The sequence below is a fragment of the Flavobacterium sp. C4GT6 genome, from assembly GCF_036347315.1.
Taxonomy (GTDB): domain Bacteria; phylum Bacteroidota; class Bacteroidia; order Flavobacteriales; family Flavobacteriaceae; genus Flavobacterium.
In genome coordinates, this window is the sequence record NZ_JAZGZU010000003.1 from 316,467 (window position 1) to 341,062 (window position 24,596).

The window sequence follows — 24,596 nt, forward strand, 5'->3', positions numbered from 1 at the left end:
TAAAACTTATCCTAGTTTTTTGTTAGACAGGCCAAGATTTTTAGCCATATCCATAAGCTTTGAGAACAAGCCCTGCTCACCTTCGTCGTTACTGCGTTTTTGCAGTTCCATAAGTAATCCGGCTACTGTAAGGTTTTTAATATCCTCAGACGTGATGCCGTATTTATCTGCAAAACCTTTTATTCTCTCTAAAAGATTCTCACTGCCTTCGCCTCCTTCGCCCAGTACCGCATCTTTAATCTCTGTAATGTTTTCAGAATGGTTTACCAGCCTGTCAAATCCTTTAGCCTTAGTGATTTGTCCAACAATTTGCTCGAAGAACATAGTCTCACCACCCACAATATCAATTTTAGCAGCCTTAAGCGCTTCGCCAATCACATTAGCCTGTGCATCGGCAATATCTTTCTGGATGTTTATATGAGCCAGATCTACCTGAAGTTCTTTGTTTAGGCGTAGTTTGAACTCTTCGTGCTCTTTACCTACACCGTCAAGTTTCTTCATAGCTTCTGCTTTCTCTTCAATACCGCTAGCTTCTGCAAGAGCTTTCTCTTTAATTATATCGGCCTCAGCAACACCAAGTTGTTTTTCAGCTTCTGCTTTCGCTTTAATACCGGCAGCTTCAGCAAGAGCTTTTTTCTCAATAATAACCGCATCAACAATACCTTGCCTTTCACTAGCCTCAGCTTTTGCATGCATTACCTGAGCCTCAGATAACCCTAAAGTAGCATCTTCCTTAGCTTTAGCATCTGCAAGTATTTTTCTTGCCTCAGCCTCTTTCTCGCTGGCAGCCATTTTAGCAGCAGCCTCGATATTGATCTCTTCAGCTTTTTGTTTAGCAGCCTCTTTCTCTGCCTCGGCAGCTTTAAGACGTTTAATGTACATCTCTTCACTTTCTTTCTCTGCAAGCGTAACAGCCACTTTTTTCCTTCTGTCTGCCTCTTTGAAAGCTTCGATATCCTTCATGTTTTCCTGCTCCTGAACCACGCCTTTTTCAAGTACAACCCTGTCGCGGATAACATTTTGTATGTTTTTACGCTCTACCTCAACTGCTTTGTCTTTCTCAATTTGAGCAAGCGTAACGATACGTTCCCTTTCGGTTTGCTCCAGCGCACGGTCTTTTTCTACCCTTTCGGTTTCTACAGCCGCAGTACGCTCTTTGTTTTTAGCCGCTACAATTACAAGCCTGTCTTTATTTTCTTCAGCCACCTGAACTTTTTCGGCAGTAGCGATTCTTGCTGTTTCAGACTTAAGTTTTTCTTCTTCGGCTACTTTAGCAATCTCTGCCTCTTCACGGGCTTTGATATTTGCAATTTCACGTTTTTGTTGTTCTTCCTTCTCTGCCAGCTGACGATCTAACGCAAGGATAGCCTCACGTGCTTCTACGTCCTGCTTACGGATGGTTTTTTCCTCATCCCTCCTGATAAGGTTTGACTTAATATTTTGTGCCGCAGTAAGCTCTGTAATTTTCTTAATACCTTCAGAATCAAGGATGTTATCTGCTTTAAGATGGCTTATTGGTGTTTGTTCCAAATCATCAATAGCACAGTCGTCAAGTATGTATCCGTTAAGGTCGGTACCGATAATAGAGATAATCTCCTCACGGAATTCACTTCGCGCCTCATACAGTTCAACAAAATCAAATTTCTTACCTACAGTTTTTAATGCTTCCGAAAACTTGGCATCAAACAGGTTTCTAAGTACATCAATCTCTGACGCTCTTTCACAACCAATGGTTTGTGCCACATTAATAATATCGGCAGTAGATTTGTTAATTTTTATAAAGAATGTAACTTTAATGTCTGCACGCACATTATCTTTACAAATAAGCCCGTTTGCTCCTGTACGTTCCACATCAAGCTTTTTAACGGAGATATCCATAATCTCCATTTTGTGAAGTACCGGAACTACCAGTCCGGCATTGTAGAATACTTTAGTTCCTCCGGCACCGGTTCGTACCAGTACCTTGCCCTGTATGATTTTTTTATACATGGATATTATCCATACTAAAGCGCCGATGAATACTATGATTCCGGCAATCATACCAATGAGTAATGCATTTCCTGCCATTTTAATTTTAATTGGTTAAAAAATATATTCAATAATGGTTCGTATCACAGCCGTAACGGCCGCAATAAATTGAAAGATAACTGATAACATGGTTGGTTAGTTTTTAATATTCGAATTTTTCAACGAGGTAAAATTTCCTGTCTTCACTTTCTCCCACTATAACCGCCTGCTGTCCTGCTACTAGTTTTTCTTCAGTATTGCTTTTAGCATAAATTTTTATGGGATCTCCGTTTACCGTCAGTTCCACCTGGCCTATTTTATCGTGTGCTATGGCAGATACAACACTGCATCTTCTCCCTAAAAAATCTATCTCGGGCTCACCTTTATGGTTTACCTGCTTGTAGAGGTAGCCAAGGGGCTTGCTTAAAATTTTCACAATAAAAAGGCTGAGTATAAAATTTGGGATAAGCAGCAGTACTCCCAGCCATATACTTTCTACTCCAAGATAATAGGTAACGTTAACCCCTATAAACCACATGGAGAAAAAGATGATGGTAAATATGAACATGAGCGGGAGTTCGTCAAAATTAAAATACTCCAGCACCCTCATAAATCCGCTGCCTTCTGCCGCGTTCTCACTCCCGGTAACATCACTGTCAAAATCAGCATCAATATCTGCCGCGTCAAAATCAACGCTAAACAAATCAGGATCCAGTCCTGCTATGATAACCAATAGCCAGTACAGTACCATTACGATAGACATAATGGAGAAAAACGCATTGACAGGTGAAAAAGAAATTTCTATTAATTCCTTCATTGTTTTTTATTTACTACTCTTGCGGACTGTTGCCTAAACCCATCTGCTCTTTTAATTTTTCGAGCTCACTGGTGGCTTTTGTTTTTTTAACATCAACAGCCCTGTTAATTTCATCGTCTACAGATTTAGATGCATTGGCAATATCACCATAAGCTTCGGCAAGTGCCTCTTCCTGATTCACTTTTTCCTTCATACGCTCCAGCAGTGATATGGTACCGTTGCTGTCTATTTTTGCCATTTGCTTGTTCAGGCTCTTAGTAGCATCTGCCACCTTAACCCTTGAACGCAATATTTTAAGTTCGTTTTCCCACTTACTTATATTGTGCTTAATGGTTTGCACATTACCCTCCATTTGCACCACATTCTGGTCAAACTTCTCCTTATCACCTTCGGCTCTTTTCTGGTGACCCAGCGCCTCTTCTTTTTTAACCAGCGCTTCGGTAGCCAGCCTGTCGGCCTCAGTCGCATCCATTTCACCTTTTTGTGCCTTCTTTAAAATAAGCATGGCTTTCTCGGTATAATCTTCGGCTGTATTGCCGTATTGTTCCACTTCATTTTTGGCACGAATGCTCATAGCCTTAACCTGAGCCAGTGCTTCCAGACTTTTATCAAGATCCTCTTTCATATCCCTGATTCCCTGTTCGGTCATTTTTATAGGATCTTCCATATTGTCAATCGTGTGATGCACTTCGGCCTGCCCAATTTTAAATAATCTTCTTAGAAATTTCATAGCTTTAATTTTTTGAAAAGTTTATAATCTGTTCCGAATACTCACTCAACAGCAGGCTGAGCGAATTTAATGTTGCCTCAAACTCATTTTGATCTAAATTCTCGAGTTGAAGTGAGTCTCTGAAAATTACTTTTCGACCTGTATCATCAAGAACAAAAGCCCCATGAATAATATCGCGGTTTTTTTGAAGCAGCTCCTTAAATACATTCACAGCATCGGGCTTTACCTCAAACAAAAACTGCTCAAAAATAACGATAGGATGTGCTACACATATAATAAGGTTAACAATACCATCCTGCTCGCTGTTCACTACAAAAACACCATCTTTAGCATTCTCGTATTTTATTTCCAGCTGAAGCTCATTCAGGTAATTTTTTACCACTCCAAAATAATCTTTCATCTTACAGGTATTAAATAATTTATAAAACTCGTTGTTTTTACTTTTTTAAGCAAGTTAAGCGCAAATGTTTTTTAAACTTTTTTTACAACTTTTTAACTTAACATGCTCACCATATTAGCATTATTTATTACATTTGCTAATATTGTTAGTACAAATTTACAACAATTAACATAATTTGCAAATAAAATTAGCAAAAATATTTTTAGTATGTTTGGAAAGAACCTAAAAAAGATACGAAGTGTAAGGAATATGAGTCAGCAGGAATTCGCCGATCTCTTTGATTTAAAGCGTGCTACGCTTGGGGCATATGAAGAAGGACGAAGTAATCCTAAAATCGACACGGTTATAAAAATTGCTAATTATTTTAGCATTGGGTTAGATGAATTATTGACAAAAGAGTTAACCGTAAACCGCTTATTACGGTTTAACGAGGCCATAACAACAGAATCTTCTTACAGCAATGATGGATTTGATGGTGTGCCTTGTGTAACCGAAGATGTAAAGCAGCACTTTTTAGATATTTTTGCTAATAATATTAGCAATGAGGGACTACCAACTCTAAAACTACCCCATGTTTCGGGCAAGGATAAGATGGCTTTTGTGATAGACGACCTTACTATGAGTGGCGGATCTAACGGTTTTTTCCCAAAAGATACTATAATTGGTATAACCGTTCCGCTAACCGAATTAGCAACTCTGGCAGGTGAGCTAAGCGTAATAGTTGCCAACAATCAAATTTACTTTAGGAAACTTACTTACAATAATAATACGGTAATGCTAACGGCAAACCACCCCGGCGTAGAGCCTGTACTGATAAGTACAGGAGATATTAAAGCTGCCTGGAGGGTAGTACATGTTTTTCGCTACACCATGCATAGCGGAGACAGTGCACTGGAACAACGACTACAGCAAATGGAAAATACTATAGCCTCATTAAGGCAAAAACCATGGTAAATAAAAAAGGCGCTTTCAATAAGCGCCTTTTTTATTTACCGAAAAGCAATACATCACTTACTATAACTTCGGTTATATACCGTTTCTCCCCGTTACGGTCATCATAAGTTCTGTGTGTTAGTTTACCTTCTATAGCTACCTCCTTACCTTTCTTTACATATTTCTCCATAATCTCGGCAGCCTTGCCCCACGCGGTTACTGTATGCCATTGGGTATCGGTTTTCTTTTCCCCTTTGTCGTTATAATAGGTCTCATTTGTAGCAATAATTAATCGGGCTAGTTTTTTACCTGCCTCAAAAATTTTAATCTCAGGGTCGTTACCTGCGTTACCTATTAACTGTACTTTGTTTTTTAATGCATTCATGGCGTTTACTGTTTTTAATGTTATTGTTATTTAAACTGTACAGTGCAAAGATGTAGCAACCTTAAAACTTTAACCGGTTTTTAACTATTTACTGTCGGTTATAACTATTTGTAAACGTTTGTAAATGGCTTTTTGTCGTATATTTACTTAAAACCAAAAATTTATGCAGATTGAGATAAATAAGGTTGAATTACGCAACCTTCAGATTGAGGATTACAAACAGTTAAAAATTTCCATGCAGCATGCCTACAACGACATGGAAGAGCCGTACTGGACAGAAAAGGATATAGAAAAACTATTAAAGATTTTCCCCGAAGGCCAACTTGTTATTTTGGTAGACGGCAAAGTGGTTGGGTCGGCCCTTTCACTTATTGTCGATTATAAAAAGGCAACCTCCACACATACTTATGATAAGATTACCGGCAACTCGTCGTTCAAAACACACGACTATGACGGGGAGGTGCTTTATGGTATAGATGTATTTATACACCCTGAATATCGCGGACTTCGATTAGGCAGGCGTTTATACGATGCCCGTAAGGAACTATGTGAACAATTAAACCTTAAATCGATAATATTTGCCGGAAGGATTCCTAACTATAATGAACATTCTAAAGACCTAAGCCCTAAAGAATATATAGACAAGGTGCGCCTTAAGGAACTACATGACCCTGTACTTTCTTTTCAGTTAAGCAACGACTTCCACGTTATACGTGTAATGCGCAACTACCTGGAGGGTGATAAGAGTTCGCAGGAATATGCCGTACTAATGGAGTGGAATAACATTTACTACGACAAAAGCCCAAAACTTATTAATACCGTAAAGAGTGTTATCCGCCTTGGACTGGTACAGTGGCAAATGCGACCGCTACCTAACCTTGAGGCACTATTTGAACAGGCCGAGTTTTTTATCGATGCGGTATCGGGCTACGGTAGTGATTTTGCTCTGTTCCCCGAACTGTTTGTGGCTCCGCTTATGGCCGACTTTAACCATCTTAGTGAAGCCGATGCTATTAGGGAGATTGCCCGCTATTGTGAGCCTATCAAAAAACGCTTTCAGGAAATGGCTATTTCTTACAATATAAATATCATTACCGGAAGCATGCCTATGTTTGAAGACGGTAACCTGTATAATGTAGGTTTCCTTTGTAAAAGAGATGGTAGTAGTGAAATGTATGCCAAAATACACATCACACCAAACGAGGTACATTACTGGGGTATGAAAGGCGGTAATGAGATCAAAACATTTGATACCGATTGCGGAAAAATAGGTATTATGATATGTTATGATGTGGAGTTCCCGGAATTGTCACGACTACTTTCTGATGAAGGTATGGATATATTGTTTGTACCTTTCCTTACCGATACCCAAAACGGATATACCAGAGTAAAACACTGTGCACAGGCCAGGGCTATTGAAAATGAATGTTATGTTGCTATTGCCGGATGTGTGGGTAACCTGCCGGGGGTAAATAATATGGATATTCAGTATGCGCAAACGGCTGTGTTTACACCATCTGACTTTGCTTTTCCTTCAAATGGGGTGAAGGCCGAAACAACACCGAACACCGAAATGACGCTTATTGTAGACGTTGACCTTAACCTTTTGAAAGAACTACATGAGTATGGTAGCGTTCGTATTTTAAAAGACCGAAGGGACGATTTATATAAAATTAAAAAGATAAATATTACCAAACCGTCTCCTACTGATAACACATCAACCAAAAAATAAATGCAATGTCCAGAACCTGTCCAGAGTGCGGAGATATTATTGTAGGTCGTGAAGACAAAAAGTTTTGCAGCGATGCCTGCCGCAATGCCTACAATAACAAGATAAACAAAGACAGCAATAACTATATGCGCAACATTAATAACCGTTTGCGCAAAAACTACCGTATACTTGCAGGGATTAACGTAGAGGGTAAAACTAAAACAACAAAGTCAAAGCTTTTATCAAAAGGTTTTGACTTTGATTATTTTACTAACCTGCTGCAAACCAAAAACGGCAATACCTATTATTTTGTTTACGAACAAGGATACATGCCGCTTGAAAACGATTATTATATACTGGTTAAAAAAGACATTTCACAATAATGCAGATATCATTATTAGGCTGCGGGTGGCTAGGGCTACCGCTTGCCGAATCATTTATAGAAAAAGGATTTACCATTAAAGGATCGGTTACATCACCCGAAAAACTGGAACTATTAAAAAGCAAAGGCATACAGCCATATTTGGTTTCCCTAGCTTCAACTTCAGTAGACGGAAATGTGACAGAGTTCCTTGCTAAAAGTGATATTTTAATTATCGATATTCCGCCAAAATTAAGAAAGCAAGGAAGCGAAAGCTTTACCAAAAAAATAGAACAGTTTATTCCTTATATAGAACAGGCAACGGTAGGTAAAGTTTTGTTTGTAAGCTCAATATCGGTTTACGGACAAAAAAATGATGGTATTGTTACCGAAGATACTCCTCCGTTTCCTGATACCGAATCGGGCAGGCAACTACTTGAAACCGAAAAACTCCTTGTATCAAACCCAAATTTTAAAACAACAGCACTACGTTTTGCAGGATTATATGGAGGAGAAAGGCACCCTGTACATCATTTAGCCGGCAAACAAAACCTACAACAGCCTAATGCCCCGGTAAATTTAATAGACCGTGATAGCTGCATAGGAGTTATAGAAGCCATTATAAACAAAAACAGTTGGGGAGAAGTTTTCAACGCAGCCTTATCCCAGCATCCTACACGAAAAGAGTACTACACACAAAAAGCACAGGAAATGCAACTTGCTTTACCCGAATTTACGGAAGACAATAGTACTACAGGAAAAATAATATCATCACAAAAAATAAAAACAGCTTTAGGTTACAGCCTATAAAAAAGAACCGCACAAACAACTACATATTTGTGCGGTGAACTAATAAATTAAAGTAAGGTGATGGTTAATTTAGATATAGAAACGGCTTAAGGAAAACCTAATTGTAAGGTTTTCCTCATTTTTACATATTTATTTTTAATAGGAATAATCTTTTTATAACAAATCAGAAATGGCAATTATACCTACCTATATGTAGCCTAGTTTTCTCGCAGTATTTATAAGATCTTCATCGTCACCCTTTACATCCAGGGCACGCTTTAATTTATACTTTCTCTTCTCTATTGCACTGGAAGATAACGGTATATACTTTTCAAGGTTTTTATTTTTAATCCCTTTAGAAAGTAGCTGAATAATTTTCAGGTCTGTAGCATCAAACACTATGCCTTTTTCTACGCGTTTAATATGGTCACTAACGGTTTTTGAGTGATAAATTTCATTTTTCATCACCTTATTAAAACCATCAATAAGTTCATCAGTGCTACAATCGCTTTTGTTAATAAAACCTTCGGGCTTCACTTTATGCAATATCCTTTCCATGATGTCCATTTCTTTATGCATAGTCATCATAATAATTTTGCACTTAGGCATATGGTTTCGTACAAGCATGGCAATATCCTCTCCCGAAAAAAGTTTCTTCTCGGGAAAATTAGGAATGCTGTAATCAATAACAGCGACATCAAAGGGTTCGGTTTGGTTTACTATAACTTCATATCCTGTTTTACAGTCGGTCGCTTTAGTAAACTTCAACCTGTGGGGCTGTGCTATCTCAAGATTCTTAAATATGGAGAGGTACCCTTCCAGGACTACCACATGATCATCAATAGCAAGAACGTGTAAGGAATTTTTCAATACGGCTATATCATTTATTTTCAGGTGAAACAAAATTAAATGTTAAATAACTAATGGCGTTACGGGAAACCCGCATTTAACACATGATTATGTTTTTATCTGAAAAACAAAACCCTACGGGAATCCGTAGGGTTTTTATTTATATGCAATTTGTAGATTTTATACTACCAAATCTTAACACGTTTATCCGGCTCAACATACATACCGTCGCCTTGTTTAATATCAAATGCTTTATAGAAAGCATCAATATTTTGCAGAGGCACATAAGCTCTGTACATACCCGGAGAGTGAGGGTCGGTTTTCACCTGATTCTTAATCGCTTCATCTCTCATTTTTGTTCTCCATATAGTTGCCCATGATATAAAAAAACGCTGTTCCGGCGTGTAACCATCTATAAGACCAGGGTTACCATGTTCTTTAAGGTATAACTGTAAACCATCGTAAGCAGCATTTACACCACCAAGGTCACCTATGTTTTCACCAAGAGTAAATTTACCGTCTACATAAATACCCGGTAATGGCTGTAGTTGACTGTATTGATCGGCAAGTGCACCACCAAGACCTGTAAATTTCTCAAGGTCTTCGTCACTCCACCAGTTAACAAGGTTACCATCTGCATTATAACGTGAACCGCTATCATCAAAACCATGAGAAATTTCGTGACCTATTACAGCCCCAATACCACCATAGTTAACAGCCTCATCTGCTTTATAATCATAAAACGGAGGTTGTAATATACCTGCCGGGAAAACAATCTCGTTGTATGAAGGGTTAAAGTAAGCATTTACAATTTGAGGAGCCATGTGCCACTCGTTTTTATCTACCGGTCTTTTAAGGTCTTTTTTATCCTGCTCAAACCTCCAACGGGCAACAGCCTTCATGTTAGAGAAGAAAGTACCACCATCTTCCGGACCTTTAAGAGTAAGTTCAGAATAGTCTTTCCATTCGTCAGGGTAACCAATTTTCACTTTTAACCTTCTAAGTTTATCGATGGCATTTTGTCTTGTGCTTTTTGCCATCCACGGAAGGTTGTTAATACGGTTCTCATAAGCAAGCATAACATTTTTAATCATGCTCTCTGCTTTTTCCTTAGCCTCCGCAGGGAACTTTTTAGCAACATATAGCTTACCTAAAGCCTCACCTACAGTACCGTTAATGGTTTGAAGTGCATTTTTATCACGGGTTTCCTCTTTAAGGGCACCTCTTAATGTTTTACTGTAAAACTCCCAGTTAGCAGTTTCAATATCAGTAGTAAGGTATCCGGTAGACTTGTTTAAAAGTGTCCATTTCAGGTAATCCTTCCATGTATCCACATCACCTTTAGCTAAAATATCCTGTAAAGCTCTCATGTATCTTGGCTGAGACACTACAATAGTATCTACATCACCTATACCTGTATCTTTAAGGAATTTATCCCATCTGATTATTGGAGTAAGCTTTTGCAAATCTTCAATTGCCATTGGGTTATAGGTCTTTCTGCTATCACGACGCTCTACCCTGTCCAGTCTAGGCTCTGCCATAGCTGTTTCAAAGGCAAGAATATTTGCTGCTGCTTTTTTAGCCTGCTTGTCATTATAGCCTATATACTTAAGCATTCTGGTAACATGCTCCTCATACTTAGCTCTTTTCTCTTTTGAATCCTCATCGTCAGAAACATAATAATCCCTGTCCGGTAAACCAAGTGAACCTGTACCAAGGTAAAGTGTATTCTTATTGCTGTCTTTAGCATCAGCACCTACACCAATACCAAAAAAGCCCATTCCGCCTTCCGGCTCCATGTCGCTTAACAACTGCTGAAGATCGTGTACGTTTTTAACCTGATCTATTCTTCTCAGGTATGGTTTTAAAGGCTCAGTTCCCATCCTGTTACGGGTAACCGTATCCATAATAGTTCTGTAAAGGCGTGCTGCCTTACCTTCATCGGTATCGGCTTTAAGAGTTCTGTCTGCTGCCGCAGCCTTTAAAATTTCAAGAGCATCATTATTTGTATTTTCCCTTAGCTCATCAAAACTACCCCAACGGGTTTTGTTTCCGGGAATCTCGGTCTGGTCAATCCAGGTTCCGTTAACATATCTGAAAAAATCATCTGCCGGACTTACTTTCTTATCCATATAAGAAAGGTTAATACCATGACTGTCTGATTTTTGAGCGTTACAAACCGCTGTTCCTAAAAATAAGGCTGCTGTAGCGATTTTTACATTTCTATTTAATTTCATCATTTAAAGTTTAAACCTTCGGTTACAAAAATATAAAGTTAACATAAATAGCATAGCATAAACATATTAAATATATCGTTTTCGATACTTTAACAATGCATAACTAACAATAAAAGGACAACAATCGCGCCCCGTTTTGTAAATTTGCGAAAAAATTACCCAAACATGTTTTCATTCTTTAAAAAATACAGGATTTTTTTCATTGTATTCTTCATAATTTCCGCCATTATACTTTCCCTTTTTTATAATGCACTAAAGCCGGCAAAAACATTAAAGGTTTACAGTCCGTCTGACGTAAACCCCGAACTGGTAGACACCACCATACAATATGTGGCACGCAACCATAAAATTGCCGATTTTGCCTTTGCCAACCAAAATGGTGATACCATAACCCAAAACGATTATAAGGGAAAAATATATGTAGCCGATTTCTTTTTCACTACCTGCCCTACTATTTGCCCTATTATGACGGATAATATGGTATGGCTTCAGGATAAAATTAAAGATAATCCAAAAGTGATGTTATTATCACACTCGGTAACACCGGATATTGACAGTGTACCCGTGCTTAAAGCTTATGCCGAAAAGAAAGGGGTAATAGACGCCAAATGGAACTTGGTTACAGGCGATAAAAAAGATATTTACTACATAGCCCGAAAATCGTACTTAGCAGTAAAAACAACTACTTCCAGCGAGCTGTATGATATGGTACATACCGAAAATTTCATACTGGTGGATCAGGAAGGAAGGATTCGCGGATTTTATAACGGCACCAACTTGGACGAGGATGTACCAGGGGAGAAAAACGTAAAACAACTGCTTGAAGATATTAATTGGCTTTGTGAGCATGAAAAGTGAGGCTATTTGAATATTAATTCATAATTTTGCAGTCTTAATTTATTCTAAATAAGCTTTGAAAACTTCACTTGCAGGGCTAAAAAAAGGACAAAAGGCCATTATAACCGATTTTAATATCGATGCCATCCCGTTAAAGTTACTTGAAATGGGGTGCCTTCCCGGCAATGTTGTAGAGCTTTTACAAATTGCCCCTTTGGGCGATCCAATCTACATCAATGTAAACGACAGCCATGTGGCAATTCGCATGGAAACTGCCGAAGAAATTGATGTCGAAATAATAACTGATACTATTTAATGGCAGCCCCTACTATAAAGATAGCTTTAATTGGTAATCCCAATACCGGAAAAACGTCTGTTTTCAATCAACTCACAGGTCTTAACCAGCAGGTAGGTAACTACCCCGGCATTACTGTTGAGCGAAAGCAGGGTTCGGTAAAATTACCCGGAAACATTAAAGGTACCGTTATAGATTTACCGGGAACATACAGCCTTAATGCCAGCTCTATAGACGAGAACGTTGTTATAGAACTGTTGCTTAACCGTAACGATAAAGATTTTCCCGATGTAGCCGTAGTGGTAACCGATGTGGAAAACCTAAAACGTAACCTACTGCTGTTTACCCAAATTAAAGATCTTGAAATTCCTACCATACTGGTGGTTAATATGGCCGACAGGATGGATCGTAAAGGGATTAGCCTTGACCTCCCTTATCTTGAAGAGCACCTTAATACCAAAATAGCACTGGTTAGTTCCCGTAAAGGAATTGGTATTGATTCCCTTAAAAAACTTATACTGGATTATAAAAACCTTTCTACAGAGCCGTGCCTTAATGCATCGAGCATAGATCCTGAGTATTTTAATAAACTAAGGAATGCTTTCCCAAACCAATTGCTGTACAAACTATGGCTGGTTATTACACAGGATGTGAATTTTGGCGCACTGGAAAGAAACGAAATACAAAACAGCTCGTTTACCAAAAGTAAGTCAGAGCTTAAAAGGCTTCAGCAAAAGGAGACCATTAAGCGCTACCAGTTTATAAACGATGTGCTGAAAGGCGGACTTACAGTTGACTCCTCTAAAGCAAAAGACCTTAGGGCAAAACTGGACCGGCTGCTTACGCATAAAATATTTGGGTACATTATTTTCTTCTGTATTCTTATGCTTATATTCCAGTCCATCTTCGCATGGTCTGCCATCCCGATGGATTTTATTGATGAAAGTTTTACCAAACTTAGCTCATGGGCTTCAAAATCGTTACCTCCCGGTAAGCTTACAGAGCTTGTTGCAAACGGTATTGTGCCGGGTATAGGCGGTGTGGTAATTTTCATTCCGCAAATTGCTTTCCTGTTCCTGTTCATATCATTACTGGAAGAAAGTGGTTACATGAGCCGCGTGGTATTCCTTATGGATAAGATAATGAAACGCTTTGGCCTTAGCGGAAAAAGTATTGTTCCGTTAATATCGGGTACAGCCTGTGCTATCCCGGCTATTATGGCCGCAAGAAATATAGAGAACTGGCGCGAAAGGCTTATTACCATACTGGTTACTCCTTTCACCACCTGTTCGGCAAGGCTGCCTGTATATACTATTCTTATTTCGCTTATTATACCTAATCGTATGGCGCTGGGCTTTTTTAATCTGCAGGGGTTAACTCTTATGTTGTTATATCTTTTAGGTTTTGGCGGAGCTATACTTTCTGCCTATCTTCTTAATAAGATTCTTAAAACAAGGCATAAAAGCTTTTTTGTTGCCGAAATGCCTAACTACAAAATGCCTTTGTTTAAAAACGTTGCTATTAACGTTATAGAAAAAACAAAAGCCTTTGTATTTGGTGCCGGTAAAATTATACTTGCGCTATCTATAATAATATGGTTTTTAGGTTCACACGGGCCGGGCGACAACTTTAAAAATGCCGAAGCTCATATAACACAGCAGCCCCAATACATGAATCTTTCCCAAGATGAGATTGATAACGAAGTTGCTGCTTATCAGTTAGAAAACTCTTATATAGGTATAATAGGTCAAACTATTGAACCTGTTATAAGACCTTTAGGTTACGATTGGAAAATTGGCATAGCTATTGTGTCATCTTTTGCTGCAAGAGAAGTGTTTGTAGGTACACTTGCAACCATATACAATATAGGAAGCAGCAGTGATGATGAAGCTACTATTAAGCAGCGAATGGATGCCGAGATTAATCCGGCAACAGGGGATAAGGTATTTAATTTTGCCACAGGAGTATCATTGCTATTGTTCTATGCTTTTGCCATGCAGTGCATTAGTACACTGGCAATAACAAAAAAAGAAACCAACTCCTGGAAATGGCCCCTAATACAACTGTTTGGCATGAGTACCTTTGCCTATATAGTATCGTTAGTAGCCTACCAGCTTTTAAAATAACGATGAAAAAAATAATCTTAGCATTTTGCTGCACCTTACTAATCGTTGCGGGAGGATACTCCCAGGACAAACTGAACAAATCAAAGAGTGAATTAAACGATAAGAAAGATTCTAATACCAGTGCCGGTCAGCAAAAAACAACAAGTTCCTCTTCGTCGTCGTCAGGAGACGAAGGAATCGGTTTTCTGTTTTTAGGGCTTATGGGAAAAGCTGTTGCCTTCACTGCAGGTATAGCTGTTATAGGGCATTATGGCATTGAAAATCATTTACACTTTGAACAAACAGAATATCCGTACTATCTGCCGGAACACGGTAATTATTTTAATGCCGAAGTGCATGATAACGGAAACATAAATAATTTCAGGTTCGACCTTAAAGACAAGTTTCTTTACAACAACGGTAACCTGTTTGGCAATCATCTGGAGGCAAAATTGAGACCTTTTCAGTACCTTTATGTGAAAGCCGACTATTACCAGTTGTTTGAATTTCAGGAAAACACGTCAGACAACCTCTCGCTGTTCTATTTTAATTTGGGATATGACAGGATACGTTTAAGACGTTTTAATTTAGGATGGACAATAGGAGCCTCATACATAGCCAATGATGTAAACAAGTTCGGTTTTTCATTTGGCGCCAATGCCGAGTACTTCAGTAAAAAGAATGTAAGTTTCCTGGCAGGAGCCAAGTGGTCGTTTATTAACGACAAGCCGGTACACGCCTACGAGATTGAAGGTCGGTTTCACCGTAAAAACTACTTTATAAGCGTAGGCTTTGAGCATCTTGATATTGCTTCACCCAATTATAATTTTGCAACCGTAGGCGGGGGCATTTATTTGTAGTTATGAATATACAGGATATAATAGTATATATACTCGTTGCCGGGGCAGCAGCCTTTTTGGTAAAGAAATTCTTTTTTAAAAAGAAAAAGAAATCAGGCAGTTGCGGCAGTGACGATTGTGGTTGCCATTAAACTTTATACGGAGCCATTCTTTTTTAAGCATAATACGGTTTAATCTTTAATAATAAGTACCGGTATCTTAACCTTATGCCTTACGGCATCTACAGTAGTTCCAAATATAATGTCCTTAATCCAGTTGTGCCCGTGAGCTCCCAGTATCAGGATGTCATAATGTGATCCATCCTTATTGATAATAGCCGGAATTTGTCGTTTAGGACTACCAAAGCTTAGTTCAGTTTTAACCCTATAGCCTTTTTCCTCAAGGCTTTTTTTGTAGGCTTTAAGGTAATCTTTATCGCTTGAGGTCTCATAGTCATGCGCCTGATCGCCATACATCATAGCTCCCACGGTTTCCACTATATGGATAAGTGTATATTGGGCATCCTTACCTCCCATTTGCAATGCGCTGGATATGGCACGGGTATCGGTTCTGGAAAAGTCAAGTGCCAGTGCAATACTCTTATATTCCTTAACACCATTTTCCTCATTAACAATAATTTCATCAATATGCGGAACCAGTTTTTCGTGTTTGTCTTTTTTATGGATTAACGGCCTGAAAATAATATATAGTAATAATATGGCAGCTCCAACAGCTAAAGGCACTACAAGCAACCATATATACACAGGATGTTCTGACGACTCTACCCAGGCTCCTATCTCATCATAAACCAGTTTGGCATTAAGCGCCACAATTACCAGCGCAATTATCCACGAAGCAATTTTGGTAAACGGTCCAATAGCAAACTCGTTCATTTTCTTTTTATCGCTTACAAAATGAATAAGTGGTATAATGGCAAACCCAAGCTGGAGGCTAAGTACTACCTGGCTAAGCAAAAGCAGTTCTCCTGTTGCCTCTTCTCCCAAATATACTATGGCAATAAAAGCGGGTACTATAGCCAGCAGGCGGGTAACAATACGCCTTACCCAGGGTTGTATCCTAAGGCTAAGATAGCCCTCCATAACAATTTGCCCGGCAAGCGTACCGGTAATGGTAGAGCTCTGACCAGCAGCAATAAGTGCCAGGGCAAACAGTACCGACGCCCAGTCGGTCCCTAGTAACGGAGCAAGTAATTGATGGGCATCCTGAATATCAGCCACCTCATGCATACCGCTGTTAAAAAAGGTAGCAGCAGCAAGTATAAGTATGGCTGCATTTACAAAAAATGCAAGGTTAAGTGCTATAATCGAATCAATAAAATTATACCGGAGCGCCTGTTTTATTCCTTTAAACGAACGGTCAAACTTTCGGGTTTGCACCAGTGACGAATGCAGGTACAGGTTATGTGGCATAACCGTTGCCCCTATAATACCTATAGCAATATACAGTGCAGCACTATTAGGAATGGCAGGTACAAGCCCCTTCACCACCTCGCCCATTTCGGGCTTGGCAAAAAACATTTCTGCCAAAAAAGAAAACCCTATAATACCGATAAGCGCTATGATGAAAGCCTCCATTTTTTTGATTCCCTTATTTAAAAGGAACAGCAGTAAAAAGGTATCCAACATGGTGATACTTACACCCCAAAGTAACGGAATATCAAACAACAACTGTAAACCTATAGCCATACCCAGTACCTCGGCAAGATCACAGGCGGCTATGGCAATTTCGGCAAGACCATATAATATATAATTGACTCCTTTAGGATAGGTTTCCCTCGATGCCTGTGCCAAATCCCTTCGGCTAACAATTCCCAGCCTGGCACTAAGGCTTTGTAAAAGCAACGCCATAATGTTTGACATAAGCAGTACCCAAAGCAGCTTGTAACCAAACTGGCTACCTCCGGCAATATCGGTTGCCCAGTTACCCGGGTCCATATACCCCACGCTTATCATATAAGCCGGACCAAAAAAGGCAAGTATCTTTTTCCATACAGAAGTATTCTGTACAATATTTACCGACTCATGTACTTCCTCCAGGGAGTGGCTGTTTTTTGTCATACTACAATGGTTTTACAAACAGGTTGGCCGCAATTTTATTAGAAACACTAAGCGGTTTGTCGTTCACTTTTAAGCTAAGTGACTGGTCAAAATGTTCGCGGGATACAATCTCTATAGCCGATCCCAATGCTATTTGCTGCTTATCCAAATATTGAAGGAAAGAAGAAGAACTGTCTTTAACGCCTACACAAATCACTTTAGTATTAAGGCTGGTTTCACTTAACAGCTGTTTTTCCACTTTGGCTATTTTACCGTTACGGTCGGGTATAGGGTCACCATGCGGATCTTCCGTTGGGAAGTCCAGAAATTCGTCAAGCTTATCAATAAGTTTTTCTGATTTTATATGCTCCAGCTGTTCCGCCACATCATGCACTTCGTCCCATGAAAAGTCAAGCTTCTCTACCAGAAACACTTCCCATAGCCTGTGTTTTCTCACAATCATCATAGCATGCTGCCTTCCCTTGTCAGTTAGTGAAACACCCTGATATTTTTTATAGGCTACAAGCTCCTTTTCAGCAAGTTTCTTCACCATATCGGTTACAGAAGACGGTTTACTCTCCATTTCATTAGCGATGGCATTGGTAGTAATACCCTTGTTATTACCAATGGATAAATGGTAAATAACCTTAAGGTAGTTTTCTTCAGAATATGTCATTACACGTTAATTATTAAACAAATATAAATAATTAATTTGTTATGTTGAAAAACATTTTTAGTTTTGTCTAAAAATATAGTTTGTTAAATGAAAAAAATAATTTACTCTTCCTTAATATTATCCTGCTTTTTTTCTTGGGCTCAGGAAGAAGCAAGTGCTTTGCCTCAAAGTAAGGTTAGCACTCCTGTTGAAAAAACACAGGGAACAGGCACCGTTAAAGGGCAGATTACCGAAAAAGGAAATCCCCTGCCTTTTGCCAGTGTGCATGTAAAGGAAACGGGAAATGGTATCTCTGCCGACGAAAACGGAAAATACAGCATAAAGCTGCCGGAAGGGAATTATACTATAACAGTATCATCTGTAGGATATAAAACCAAAGAAAGAAGCATAACTATTACAGTCAATAGTGATACTGTATTGAATGTGGATGTGGAAAGTTCATCCCTTAACTTAGACCAGGTAGTGATTACCGCCAGCCGAAAACAGCAAAGACGACAGGAAGCCCCTGTTATTGTTACGGTTACCAACTCGGCGATATTACAGAAAACCGAATCAATAAGCCTTGCGGAGGGATTGAATTTTCAACCTGGGCTACGCATGGAAACCAATTGCCAAAACTGTGGTTTCAGTCAGGTTCGAATGAACGGACTGGACGGAGCCTATTCGCAGATATTACTGGATAGCCGCCCGGTATTTTCGGCACTTAACGGTATTTATGGATTGGACCAGATTCCTACCAATATGATTGAACGCATTGAGGTAGTACGTGGTGGTGGTTCGGCATTATACGGATCTAACGCTATTGCAGGTACTATAAACATTATAACCAAAGACCCTGTAGAGAATAATTTTGAAGTAAACAGCCACTTCGGACTTATAGATGGTAAACAACCCGATAAGGCTTTATCCCTTAACGGAACCGTGCTTAATGAAGACCTTACACTTGGACTTCAGTTTTTCGGGATGTTGCGCGACAGGAATCCGTATGATGCTAACGATGATGGATTTACCGAAATCACCCGTATGGAAAACCGAACGTTTGGTTTTAAAGCCTTTCACCGTTACCTGAACCGTCGTAAACTTACTGTGGACTTCCATACTATTAATGAGTTTAGACGTGGCGGTAATGAGTTAGACCTGCAGCCTTTCCAGTCGGATATTACTGAACAGATACGCTCTAAAATGACAGGCGGCGGATTAACCTATGAGTTTACCAACGACAATCTGGATAATAGCTTTTCCCTGTATGCCAATGCACAACAGTCAAAAAATGAAAACTTTTATGGCGGAAGGGTAGATGATACTTTCGGGAATATAGATTATGAGGAGAGTATTCGTGGTTATGGAAACACTCAGGTAACCACTTATATTACCGGAGGGCAGTGGATACACACCCAACCTGGCTTTTTAGGCGGAAGAGGTACTTTTACCACAGGTGCAGAATATAAAAGCGAACATATGACCGACCGTAAACCGGGGTATAATGCTTTTGTAGATCAGCAGTTAAACATACTGGGCATTTATGTTCAGGAAGAATGGCAGGTAAATAAAAGGCTAAAGTTACTGGGAGGCTTACGTGCCGATTTCCATAATGCAGCTCAGGAAGATGTGATTATAAACCCGCGTGTTAGTATATTATATGATCTTAAAAAGAACCTGCAATGGCGCACCAGCTACGCCAAAGGCTTTAGGGCTCCACAGGTTTTCTCAGAAGACATTCACGCCCGTATCGCTGCCGGAGAAGTAAGTCTTATCCGATTATCAGACGGCTTAAAATCAGAAACATCACACAGCTTTCTTACCTCTCTTGACTGGAGTAAAGTTACCGAGCATCTTGAAGCAGGAGCTACGTTTGAGGTATTCTATACCCGACTGAACAATCCCTTTATACTGGAACAGATAGAGGAAACGATTTGGGAAAAACGAAATGGTGCCGGAGCAAATGTATATGGTATTAATTTAGAAGGAAAATTGGCTCCGCATGAACAATGGCAGTTTCAGGCAGGAGCTACTATTCAAAAAGCCATGTATGAAAAAGCGGTAGACTGGAGCGACACGGCTAACAATACCAATAAGAACTTTTTCCGTTCCCCAAACTTTTATGGCAACATGATTGCCACTTATGCCCCGGTAAAACAGTTTCAAAACAATCTAACCACTGTATATACCGGAAGCATGTATGTTCCCCACTATGAAGGATATATCGCCAGTGACGAACTTTACAAATCTGAAGGTTTCTTTGAGGTAAGCTGGAAAAGCTCCTATACTTTTGATTTGCAGGACGGCTTTCAGCTACAGGCGAGTGCCGGTATACAAAACATATTTAACGCCTATCAAAAAGATTTTGATCTTGGCGCTAACCGTGATGCGAGTTACATTTATGGTCCGGGTCGACCAAGAACTATATTTATTGGTCTTAAAATAGGGACAAACCTTTTATAATTCCCCCCAATAACATTCAGGGCTTATCAGGATAAATTCATACTTTTATCGTGATAAGCCTATTTATGAAACATTACCATTACATTTTTTCCGGAAGCGGACTTTCTGCCCTCATGACTGTCTATAAAATGGCACTGTTAGGAAAGCTGACCGATAAACCCATTTTGCTTTTAGACAGTAGCAGCAAACAGCAAAACGACCGAACCTGGTGCTTTTGGGAAAAAGAAAACGGCAATTGGGACACCATTGTAAGCAAACAATGGGACAGTGCCTGGTTTCATGGTGAAGATTTTAAAAAGGAATTGGATTTCGGGAGTTACAAATACAAAATGGTGAAGGGGATCGGCTTTTACAGCCATATACTTTCTAAACTAACTAGTTACAGCAACGTACACATTGTACAACAAAAGGTAACCGGTTTTACTGATTATGATACCCATGTACAGGTAAATACCAAAACTGAAAACTACACCTGCGATAAACTGTTTAATAGTATTTACAATCCTCAAACCGCAGCAAAAGGGAAATATCCGGTTTTACAACAACACTTTAAAGGTTGGTTTATAAAAACCAAGATGCCTTTTTTTGACGAAAGTAAAGCAACGTTTATGGATTTCAGTATTCCGCAAAAAGGAAACACAAGGTTTATGTATGTGTTGCCCAACTCCCCTAACACAGCCTTACTGGAATACACCCTGTTCTCAGAACATCTTTTACCGGAAAAGGAATATGATACCGCTATAAAGGAGTACCTTCTCAACCTTGGTATTACAGATTATGAAATTACCGAAACCGAAAAAGGCTGCATCCCTATGACTTCCTATCCGTTTTGGAAAAACAATACTAAAAACATATTGAATATAGGCAGCGCCGGAGGATGGACCAAAGCCAGCACAGGCTATACCTTTAAGAATACCGATAAGAAAACAGAGGAACTGATTGATTTCCTGGATAAGGAAACTGATTTCAGGAAATTCTATAAAAAGAACCATTTTTGGTTTTACGACTTGCTTTTACTGAATATACTGTACCGCAGCAATGAAAAAGGGAGCAGTATATTTTCGGCTATGTTTAAAAAAGGGAAAGCCTCACTTATATTTAAGTTCCTTGATGAGGAAACCTCATTTAGTGAAGACCTAAAGGTAATTGCTACATGCCCGAAGGGCCTTTTTGTAAAGGCACTCATGAGAAATATATTTTAGAATTTAAAGCTGATACCCGAGTACAACCCAATAAAGTAAGGCTTGAAGTTACCCGAACTTCCGCTAAAGGTATTTACCTGGTATTTAAATGTTGGTTCAAAACTGGCTTCAAATGAGTTCCAGAAATTATACTTAAACCCTACCCCTAAGTTGGTACTAAAGTTTACACTGTTTACGTTACTGGCTTCACCCACCTCAGTACTATATCCCTGATTAGATATAACACTTACGTTATTATCATTAAGGAAAAGCGTACTGAATCCGCCTATAAGATTAATCCCGAACTTACTTTTCAATAACTTGTATGACATTTCCAGCGGCACCTCTATATAACCCATTTTCTGTACCATTTGCCCTTCAAAACTTTGGTTAGAAAAAATATTGGATGCAAATGTAATTGACGTGCCCGCACCCGGACCACTGGCAATTACACCCTGTACATCTCCGTTATTAGGCGCTACATTCTGGCTTTGCACTACAATGTTAGCAGCTCTTCCTGCTGCTGCAATATTATTTGTACCTCCATTCATGGAAGCATAATAGGCTACATCATTTGTGGCATAGCTAAGGTTTACAGTATTAATGCCCGAACGTACCGAAAGCCTGTCGGTAATCGCATAGTCAATACCTACACCATAACTCATATCGGCATCATAGTTTTTACTGTTTGATGCAAACTGCGCATCAATAGGTGAACCCTGCGACATAGAGTTATAAAACAACGGAGCTACCTGCGGCTTTATGTTCCATTTATAGTTTTTAACGGCATCGGCTATAGCCTCATCTTCATCTTTACCTTCCTGCTGTTCACGAAGTAATTTATCCAGTTCATTTTCCGTTTCGGCAGCAACTGCAGTTGTATCGGTTTCATCAGTAGCATCTGCCAACTCGCTATTTTGTGCATTTATCTGATTATTCAGTAAATCTTCTCCCTGTTGGGTATTTATAAGATTATTTTCTCTGCCAATAGTATTTGCGTTTGTATCGTTACCCGATACAGCACCGTTAGCATTTTGCTGATTTTGTGTTTCATCATTAGCCGCAACTCCGGTATCATTACCACTATTGATAATACCATTAGTATCGGTCAGGTTACTGTTATTCCTCTCCTGGTTTGAAGGAGAAACACCTCCGTTATCATTACCTGAACCTGAAATCCTGCTATTGTTATTTTGTTGCGCAACAGCACGATTAGCCTCCTGCTGAGTGGCAGGCATACCGTTTTCTGTAATGATCGCATTACGGTTATTGGCGTTCCCTACATTATCAGCATTTGAAGTCGAATTTGTTTTATTACCTGCCTTGTTTGCTGTATTATTATCATAAGCAACTGTATTATTACGACTGTTATTCCTATTGGTAATTACAGTATTATCAGTATTAATAAGGCTATTGTTAGTATTTGCATTGTTTGAATTATTACCACCCTCCTGTTCGGCAGCACTATTGCTTTGAGAACCAAAACCATTTTGCCCGCTCTGGTTTACAGTAGTATTATCTGGCGCATCATCACTTGAGGTAACCACGGCATTTTCGGCATCAGTGGCAGGCACTATGCTATTATTGTTATTATCCTGTTTGTTTTGTTTAGCACCGTCTAATACAACTTTGTTGGTGTTAGTATCAATACCATCTTTATCCCCACCGGTAAATAACGGAAGCGTAAGCAGCATACCTATTATTAGGGCTGCAGCAATACCGCCAAGCCTAACCCATATAGGTATAACTCTTCTTTTCTTTTTCTCAGGCTGAAGTTCGGCTTCAATTTTTCCCCATAGCTCGTCGGGCGGAGCTACCTCAAAGTCCTTAAACTTCTCCTGAAATAATCTGTCTATGTGTTTCTTTTCACTCATTTTGCCGACTGTGCTTTAGTCCCGCTCTTGTGAGCTTCAATTTTTTCCTTCAATATTATTCTTGCCCTGGCAAGGTTTGATTTAGAGGTTCCCACTGTTATACTGAGCATCTCTGCTATTTCCTTATGCGAAAATCCATCTGTCACATATAGGTTAAAAACCATCCTGTACCGGTCGGGCAGCTGCTGTATTATTGAAAGGAGAAAATCCATGGATACCGAATCATCTTCAATCTCCAGACTGTCTTCCTCGTCAGGAATGTTTTCATTAACCAGTTCTACAACACCTTCTGTCCTGTATTTTTGAAGAACGTTGTTTACCATTACCCTTTTTGCCCATCCCTCAAATGAACCCTGAAAGCGGTATTGGCCAATTTTTTTAAATATGAGCAGAAACCCGTCCTGCAAATTATCCTGAGCATCCTCATAATTGCGCGAGTATTTAAGACATACTGCAAACAGCTTTGAGGCAAAAAGCCTGTAAAGCTGCTCCTGTGCCTTAATACTGTTGTTTTGGCAATCCTGTATTATCTGCTCAAGCCCCAATAGATTTATATTTTAGCAATTATTACTACTGTGCTATCGGTACCTCCATCTCCATGTAGGTATTATGTCCGTCGCCATCTTTACCTGTATAAAATTTAAACAGGTATGACGTTCCGTTATAATCCGGATTGCATGAAAACGTAAACGAAGCCTCTTCGGGCTCCATACTTTCAAGGCTTTCACAATTAGCATCTTCAATAACCAGTGTTTGCACAGCTATTACAAGCGCATTACCATCCTGACTATAATAGAACCCATCATAAAAATAACAGTCTGTAGGCCTTTTGTACTTTACATTTATCTCATAGGTTTCTCCGTGCACAAAGTATTCCGGCATAGTTACTTCCACGGCAGGTACAAACTGCACATGGAACTGCGGATTATCCTCGTCCATTGAGCATGAAGTGATTAAAAATAAAGTAACAAAAAACAAAACAAGCTTTCTCATAAAAACCTTTTCAATTCTATTATACAAATATGATGCTAAAATGCGCAAAAGGTTGCGTTTAAACACAAAAAAAACCCG

Annotated in this window: 23 protein-coding genes; 11 read left to right on the top strand and 12 right to left on the bottom strand. The window is 39.2% G+C overall.

All coding sequences use genetic code 11. From position 1 onward, the window contains the following. Positions 1-6: 6 nt before the first annotated feature. The 4 genes from V3Z67_RS05840 to V3Z67_RS05855 form a co-directional block, all read right to left on the bottom strand. Positions 7-2,040 carry a flotillin family protein gene (locus tag V3Z67_RS05840; RefSeq protein WP_442902260.1) on the bottom strand — a complete coding sequence of 678 codons (2,034 nt, stop codon included), beginning with the start codon at positions 2,038-2,040 and terminating at the stop codon, positions 7-9. 130 nt (positions 2,041-2,170) lie between these two features. Then, a complete protein-coding gene (locus tag V3Z67_RS05845) occupies positions 2,171-2,824 on the bottom strand; it encodes a hypothetical protein (protein ID WP_330442421.1) in 654 nt (217 codons plus the stop codon). A 13-nt stretch (positions 2,825-2,837) separates the two neighbouring features. After that, positions 2,838-3,554, bottom strand: a complete 717-nt coding sequence (locus V3Z67_RS05850) for a PspA/IM30 family protein (RefSeq protein ID WP_330442422.1) — start codon at positions 3,552-3,554, stop codon at positions 2,838-2,840. Positions 3,555-3,558: 4 nt separating this feature from the next. Further along, positions 3,559-3,954 (bottom strand): YbjN domain-containing protein, encoded by a 396-nt coding sequence (locus V3Z67_RS05855; RefSeq protein ID WP_330442423.1) that lies wholly within the window; start codon positions 3,952-3,954, stop codon positions 3,559-3,561. Between the two features lie 207 nt (positions 3,955-4,161). Between V3Z67_RS05855 and V3Z67_RS05860 the strand changes: the two genes are divergently transcribed. Next, a complete protein-coding gene (locus V3Z67_RS05860) occupies positions 4,162-4,908 on the top strand; it encodes a helix-turn-helix domain-containing protein (protein WP_330442424.1) in 747 nt (248 codons plus the stop codon). 31 nt (positions 4,909-4,939) lie between these two features. On the opposite strand, the gene V3Z67_RS05865 is transcribed toward V3Z67_RS05860, so the two are convergent. Beyond that, on the bottom strand, positions 4,940-5,272 hold the full coding sequence (locus tag V3Z67_RS05865; RefSeq protein ID WP_330442425.1) for a single-stranded DNA-binding protein: 333 nt from the start codon (positions 5,270-5,272) through the stop codon (positions 4,940-4,942). Between the two features lie 163 nt (positions 5,273-5,435). Between V3Z67_RS05865 and V3Z67_RS05870 the strand changes: the two genes are divergently transcribed. Genes V3Z67_RS05870 through V3Z67_RS05880 form a run of 3 tightly spaced genes read left to right on the top strand, consistent with a single transcriptional unit; the run spans position 5,436 to position 8,154 of the window. Continuing rightward, positions 5,436-7,004 (top strand): bifunctional GNAT family N-acetyltransferase/carbon-nitrogen hydrolase family protein, encoded by a 1,569-nt coding sequence (locus tag V3Z67_RS05870; RefSeq protein WP_330442426.1) that lies wholly within the window; start codon positions 5,436-5,438, stop codon positions 7,002-7,004. A 5-nt stretch (positions 7,005-7,009) separates the two neighbouring features. Beyond that, entirely contained in the window at positions 7,010-7,366 is a 357-nt protein-coding gene (locus V3Z67_RS05875) for a hypothetical protein (protein ID WP_157484613.1), read from the top strand. Then, positions 7,366-8,154, top strand: coding sequence for an SDR family oxidoreductase (locus V3Z67_RS05880; protein WP_330442427.1), 789 nt, complete (start codon positions 7,366-7,368; stop codon positions 8,152-8,154). Before V3Z67_RS05875 ends, V3Z67_RS05880 begins: the two co-directional genes overlap by 1 nt. A 186-nt stretch (positions 8,155-8,340) precedes the next feature. Here the strand turns inward: V3Z67_RS05880 and V3Z67_RS05885 are convergent, their stop codons facing one another. Together V3Z67_RS05885 and V3Z67_RS05890 are read right to left on the bottom strand one after the other, a co-directional pair. Continuing rightward, positions 8,341-9,003 (bottom strand): response regulator, encoded by a 663-nt coding sequence (locus V3Z67_RS05885; RefSeq protein WP_330442428.1) that lies wholly within the window; start codon positions 9,001-9,003, stop codon positions 8,341-8,343. A gap of 164 nt (positions 9,004-9,167) precedes the next feature. Continuing rightward, the gene (locus V3Z67_RS05890) at positions 9,168-11,219 is read right to left on the bottom strand and encodes a M13 family metallopeptidase (RefSeq protein ID WP_330442495.1); all 2,052 of its coding nucleotides are present in this window, start codon (positions 11,217-11,219) and stop codon (positions 9,168-9,170) included. A 165-nt stretch (positions 11,220-11,384) separates the two neighbouring features. Between V3Z67_RS05890 and V3Z67_RS05895 the strand changes: the two genes are divergently transcribed. Genes V3Z67_RS05895 through V3Z67_RS05915 form a run of 5 tightly spaced genes read left to right on the top strand, consistent with a single transcriptional unit; the run spans position 11,385 to position 15,447 of the window. Further along, entirely contained in the window at positions 11,385-12,077 is a 693-nt protein-coding gene (locus V3Z67_RS05895; protein WP_330442429.1) for an SCO family protein, read from the top strand. Positions 12,078-12,132: 55 nt separating this feature from the next. Continuing rightward, positions 12,133-12,372: a FeoA family protein gene (locus V3Z67_RS05900; RefSeq protein ID WP_035131503.1), complete on the top strand. Its 240-nt coding sequence runs from the start codon at positions 12,133-12,135 to the stop codon at positions 12,370-12,372. Next, entirely contained in the window at positions 12,372-14,477 is a 2,106-nt protein-coding gene (gene feoB / locus V3Z67_RS05905; RefSeq protein WP_330442430.1) for a ferrous iron transport protein B, read from the top strand. The genes V3Z67_RS05900 and feoB overlap by 1 nt, the downstream gene beginning before the upstream one ends. Before the next feature lie 2 nt (positions 14,478-14,479). Next, positions 14,480-15,316, top strand: coding sequence for a hypothetical protein (locus V3Z67_RS05910; RefSeq protein WP_330442431.1), 837 nt, complete (start codon positions 14,480-14,482; stop codon positions 15,314-15,316). 2 nt (positions 15,317-15,318) lie between these two features. Continuing rightward, complete coding sequence (locus V3Z67_RS05915) at positions 15,319-15,447, top strand: FeoB-associated Cys-rich membrane protein (RefSeq protein WP_330442432.1); 129 nt, start codon at positions 15,319-15,321, stop codon at positions 15,445-15,447. A gap of 39 nt (positions 15,448-15,486) precedes the next feature. Here the strand turns inward: V3Z67_RS05915 and V3Z67_RS05920 are convergent, their stop codons facing one another. Next, a complete protein-coding gene (locus tag V3Z67_RS05920) occupies positions 15,487-17,373 on the bottom strand; it encodes an Nramp family divalent metal transporter (RefSeq protein WP_330442433.1) in 1,887 nt (628 codons plus the stop codon). Position 17,374: 1 nt separating this feature from the next. Beyond that, complete coding sequence (locus tag V3Z67_RS05925; protein ID WP_330442434.1) at positions 17,375-18,028, bottom strand: metal-dependent transcriptional regulator; 654 nt, start codon at positions 18,026-18,028, stop codon at positions 17,375-17,377. 87 nt (positions 18,029-18,115) lie between these two features. Here V3Z67_RS05925 and V3Z67_RS05930 point away from each other — a divergent pair, with 87 nt between their 5' ends. After that, the gene (locus V3Z67_RS05930) at positions 18,116-20,470 is read left to right on the top strand and encodes a TonB-dependent receptor (protein WP_330442435.1); all 2,355 of its coding nucleotides are present in this window, start codon (positions 18,116-18,118) and stop codon (positions 20,468-20,470) included. Positions 20,471-20,535: 65 nt separating this feature from the next. Next, complete coding sequence (locus tag V3Z67_RS05935) at positions 20,536-21,672, top strand: lycopene cyclase family protein (RefSeq protein ID WP_330442436.1); 1,137 nt, start codon at positions 20,536-20,538, stop codon at positions 21,670-21,672. On the opposite strand, the gene V3Z67_RS05940 is transcribed toward V3Z67_RS05935, so the two are convergent. Genes V3Z67_RS05940 through V3Z67_RS05950 form a run of 3 tightly spaced genes read right to left on the bottom strand, consistent with a single transcriptional unit; the run spans position 21,669 to position 24,518 of the window. Then, the gene (locus V3Z67_RS05940; RefSeq protein ID WP_330442437.1) at positions 21,669-23,525 is read right to left on the bottom strand and encodes a hypothetical protein; all 1,857 of its coding nucleotides are present in this window, start codon (positions 23,523-23,525) and stop codon (positions 21,669-21,671) included. The two genes, V3Z67_RS05935 and V3Z67_RS05940, sit on opposite strands and share 4 nt — an antisense overlap. Continuing rightward, positions 23,522-24,070, bottom strand: a complete 549-nt coding sequence (locus tag V3Z67_RS05945; protein WP_035131519.1) for an RNA polymerase sigma factor — start codon at positions 24,068-24,070, stop codon at positions 23,522-23,524. Before V3Z67_RS05945 ends, V3Z67_RS05940 begins: the two co-directional genes overlap by 4 nt. Positions 24,071-24,095: 25 nt before the next feature. After that, positions 24,096-24,518, bottom strand: coding sequence for a hypothetical protein (locus V3Z67_RS05950; RefSeq protein ID WP_330442438.1), 423 nt, complete (start codon positions 24,516-24,518; stop codon positions 24,096-24,098). Positions 24,519-24,596: the final 78 nt, after the last annotated feature.

Bases quoted from the DNA above. Each gene is read 5' to 3' on its own strand.
- V3Z67_RS05840 (WP_442902260.1), bottom strand. From the start codon at position 2,040: ATGATTGCCGGAATCATAGTATTCATCGGCGCTTTAGTATGGATAATA.
- V3Z67_RS05845 (WP_330442421.1), bottom strand. From the start codon at position 2,824: ATGAAGGAATTAATAGAAATTTCTTTTTCACCTGTCAATGCGTTTTTC.
- V3Z67_RS05850 (WP_330442422.1), bottom strand. From the start codon at position 3,554: ATGAAATTTCTAAGAAGATTATTTAAAATTGGGCAGGCCGAAGTGCAT.
- V3Z67_RS05855 (WP_330442423.1), bottom strand. From the start codon at position 3,954: ATGAAAGATTATTTTGGAGTGGTAAAAAATTACCTGAATGAGCTTCAG.
- V3Z67_RS05860 (WP_330442424.1), top strand. From the start codon at position 4,162: ATGTTTGGAAAGAACCTAAAAAAGATACGAAGTGTAAGGAATATGAGT.
- V3Z67_RS05865 (WP_330442425.1), bottom strand. From the start codon at position 5,272: ATGAATGCATTAAAAAACAAAGTACAGTTAATAGGTAACGCAGGTAAC.
- V3Z67_RS05870 (WP_330442426.1), top strand. From the start codon at position 5,436: ATGCAGATTGAGATAAATAAGGTTGAATTACGCAACCTTCAGATTGAG.
- V3Z67_RS05875 (WP_157484613.1), top strand. From the start codon at position 7,010: ATGTCCAGAACCTGTCCAGAGTGCGGAGATATTATTGTAGGTCGTGAA.
- V3Z67_RS05880 (WP_330442427.1), top strand. From the start codon at position 7,366: ATGCAGATATCATTATTAGGCTGCGGGTGGCTAGGGCTACCGCTTGCC.
- V3Z67_RS05890 (WP_330442495.1), bottom strand. From the start codon at position 11,219: ATGAAATTAAATAGAAATGTAAAAATCGCTACAGCAGCCTTATTTTTA.
- V3Z67_RS05895 (WP_330442429.1), top strand. From the start codon at position 11,385: ATGTTTTCATTCTTTAAAAAATACAGGATTTTTTTCATTGTATTCTTC.
- feoB (WP_330442430.1), top strand. From the start codon at position 12,372: ATGGCAGCCCCTACTATAAAGATAGCTTTAATTGGTAATCCCAATACC.
- V3Z67_RS05910 (WP_330442431.1), top strand. From the start codon at position 14,480: ATGAAAAAAATAATCTTAGCATTTTGCTGCACCTTACTAATCGTTGCG.
- V3Z67_RS05915 (WP_330442432.1), top strand. From the start codon at position 15,319: ATGAATATACAGGATATAATAGTATATATACTCGTTGCCGGGGCAGCA.
- V3Z67_RS05920 (WP_330442433.1), bottom strand. From the start codon at position 17,373: ATGACAAAAAACAGCCACTCCCTGGAGGAAGTACATGAGTCGGTAAAT.
- V3Z67_RS05925 (WP_330442434.1), bottom strand. From the start codon at position 18,028: ATGACATATTCTGAAGAAAACTACCTTAAGGTTATTTACCATTTATCC.
- V3Z67_RS05930 (WP_330442435.1), top strand. From the start codon at position 18,116: ATGAAAAAAATAATTTACTCTTCCTTAATATTATCCTGCTTTTTTTCT.
- V3Z67_RS05935 (WP_330442436.1), top strand. From the start codon at position 20,536: ATGAAACATTACCATTACATTTTTTCCGGAAGCGGACTTTCTGCCCTC.
- V3Z67_RS05940 (WP_330442437.1), bottom strand. From the start codon at position 23,525: ATGAGTGAAAAGAAACACATAGACAGATTATTTCAGGAGAAGTTTAAG.
- V3Z67_RS05950 (WP_330442438.1), bottom strand. From the start codon at position 24,518: ATGAGAAAGCTTGTTTTGTTTTTTGTTACTTTATTTTTAATCACTTCA.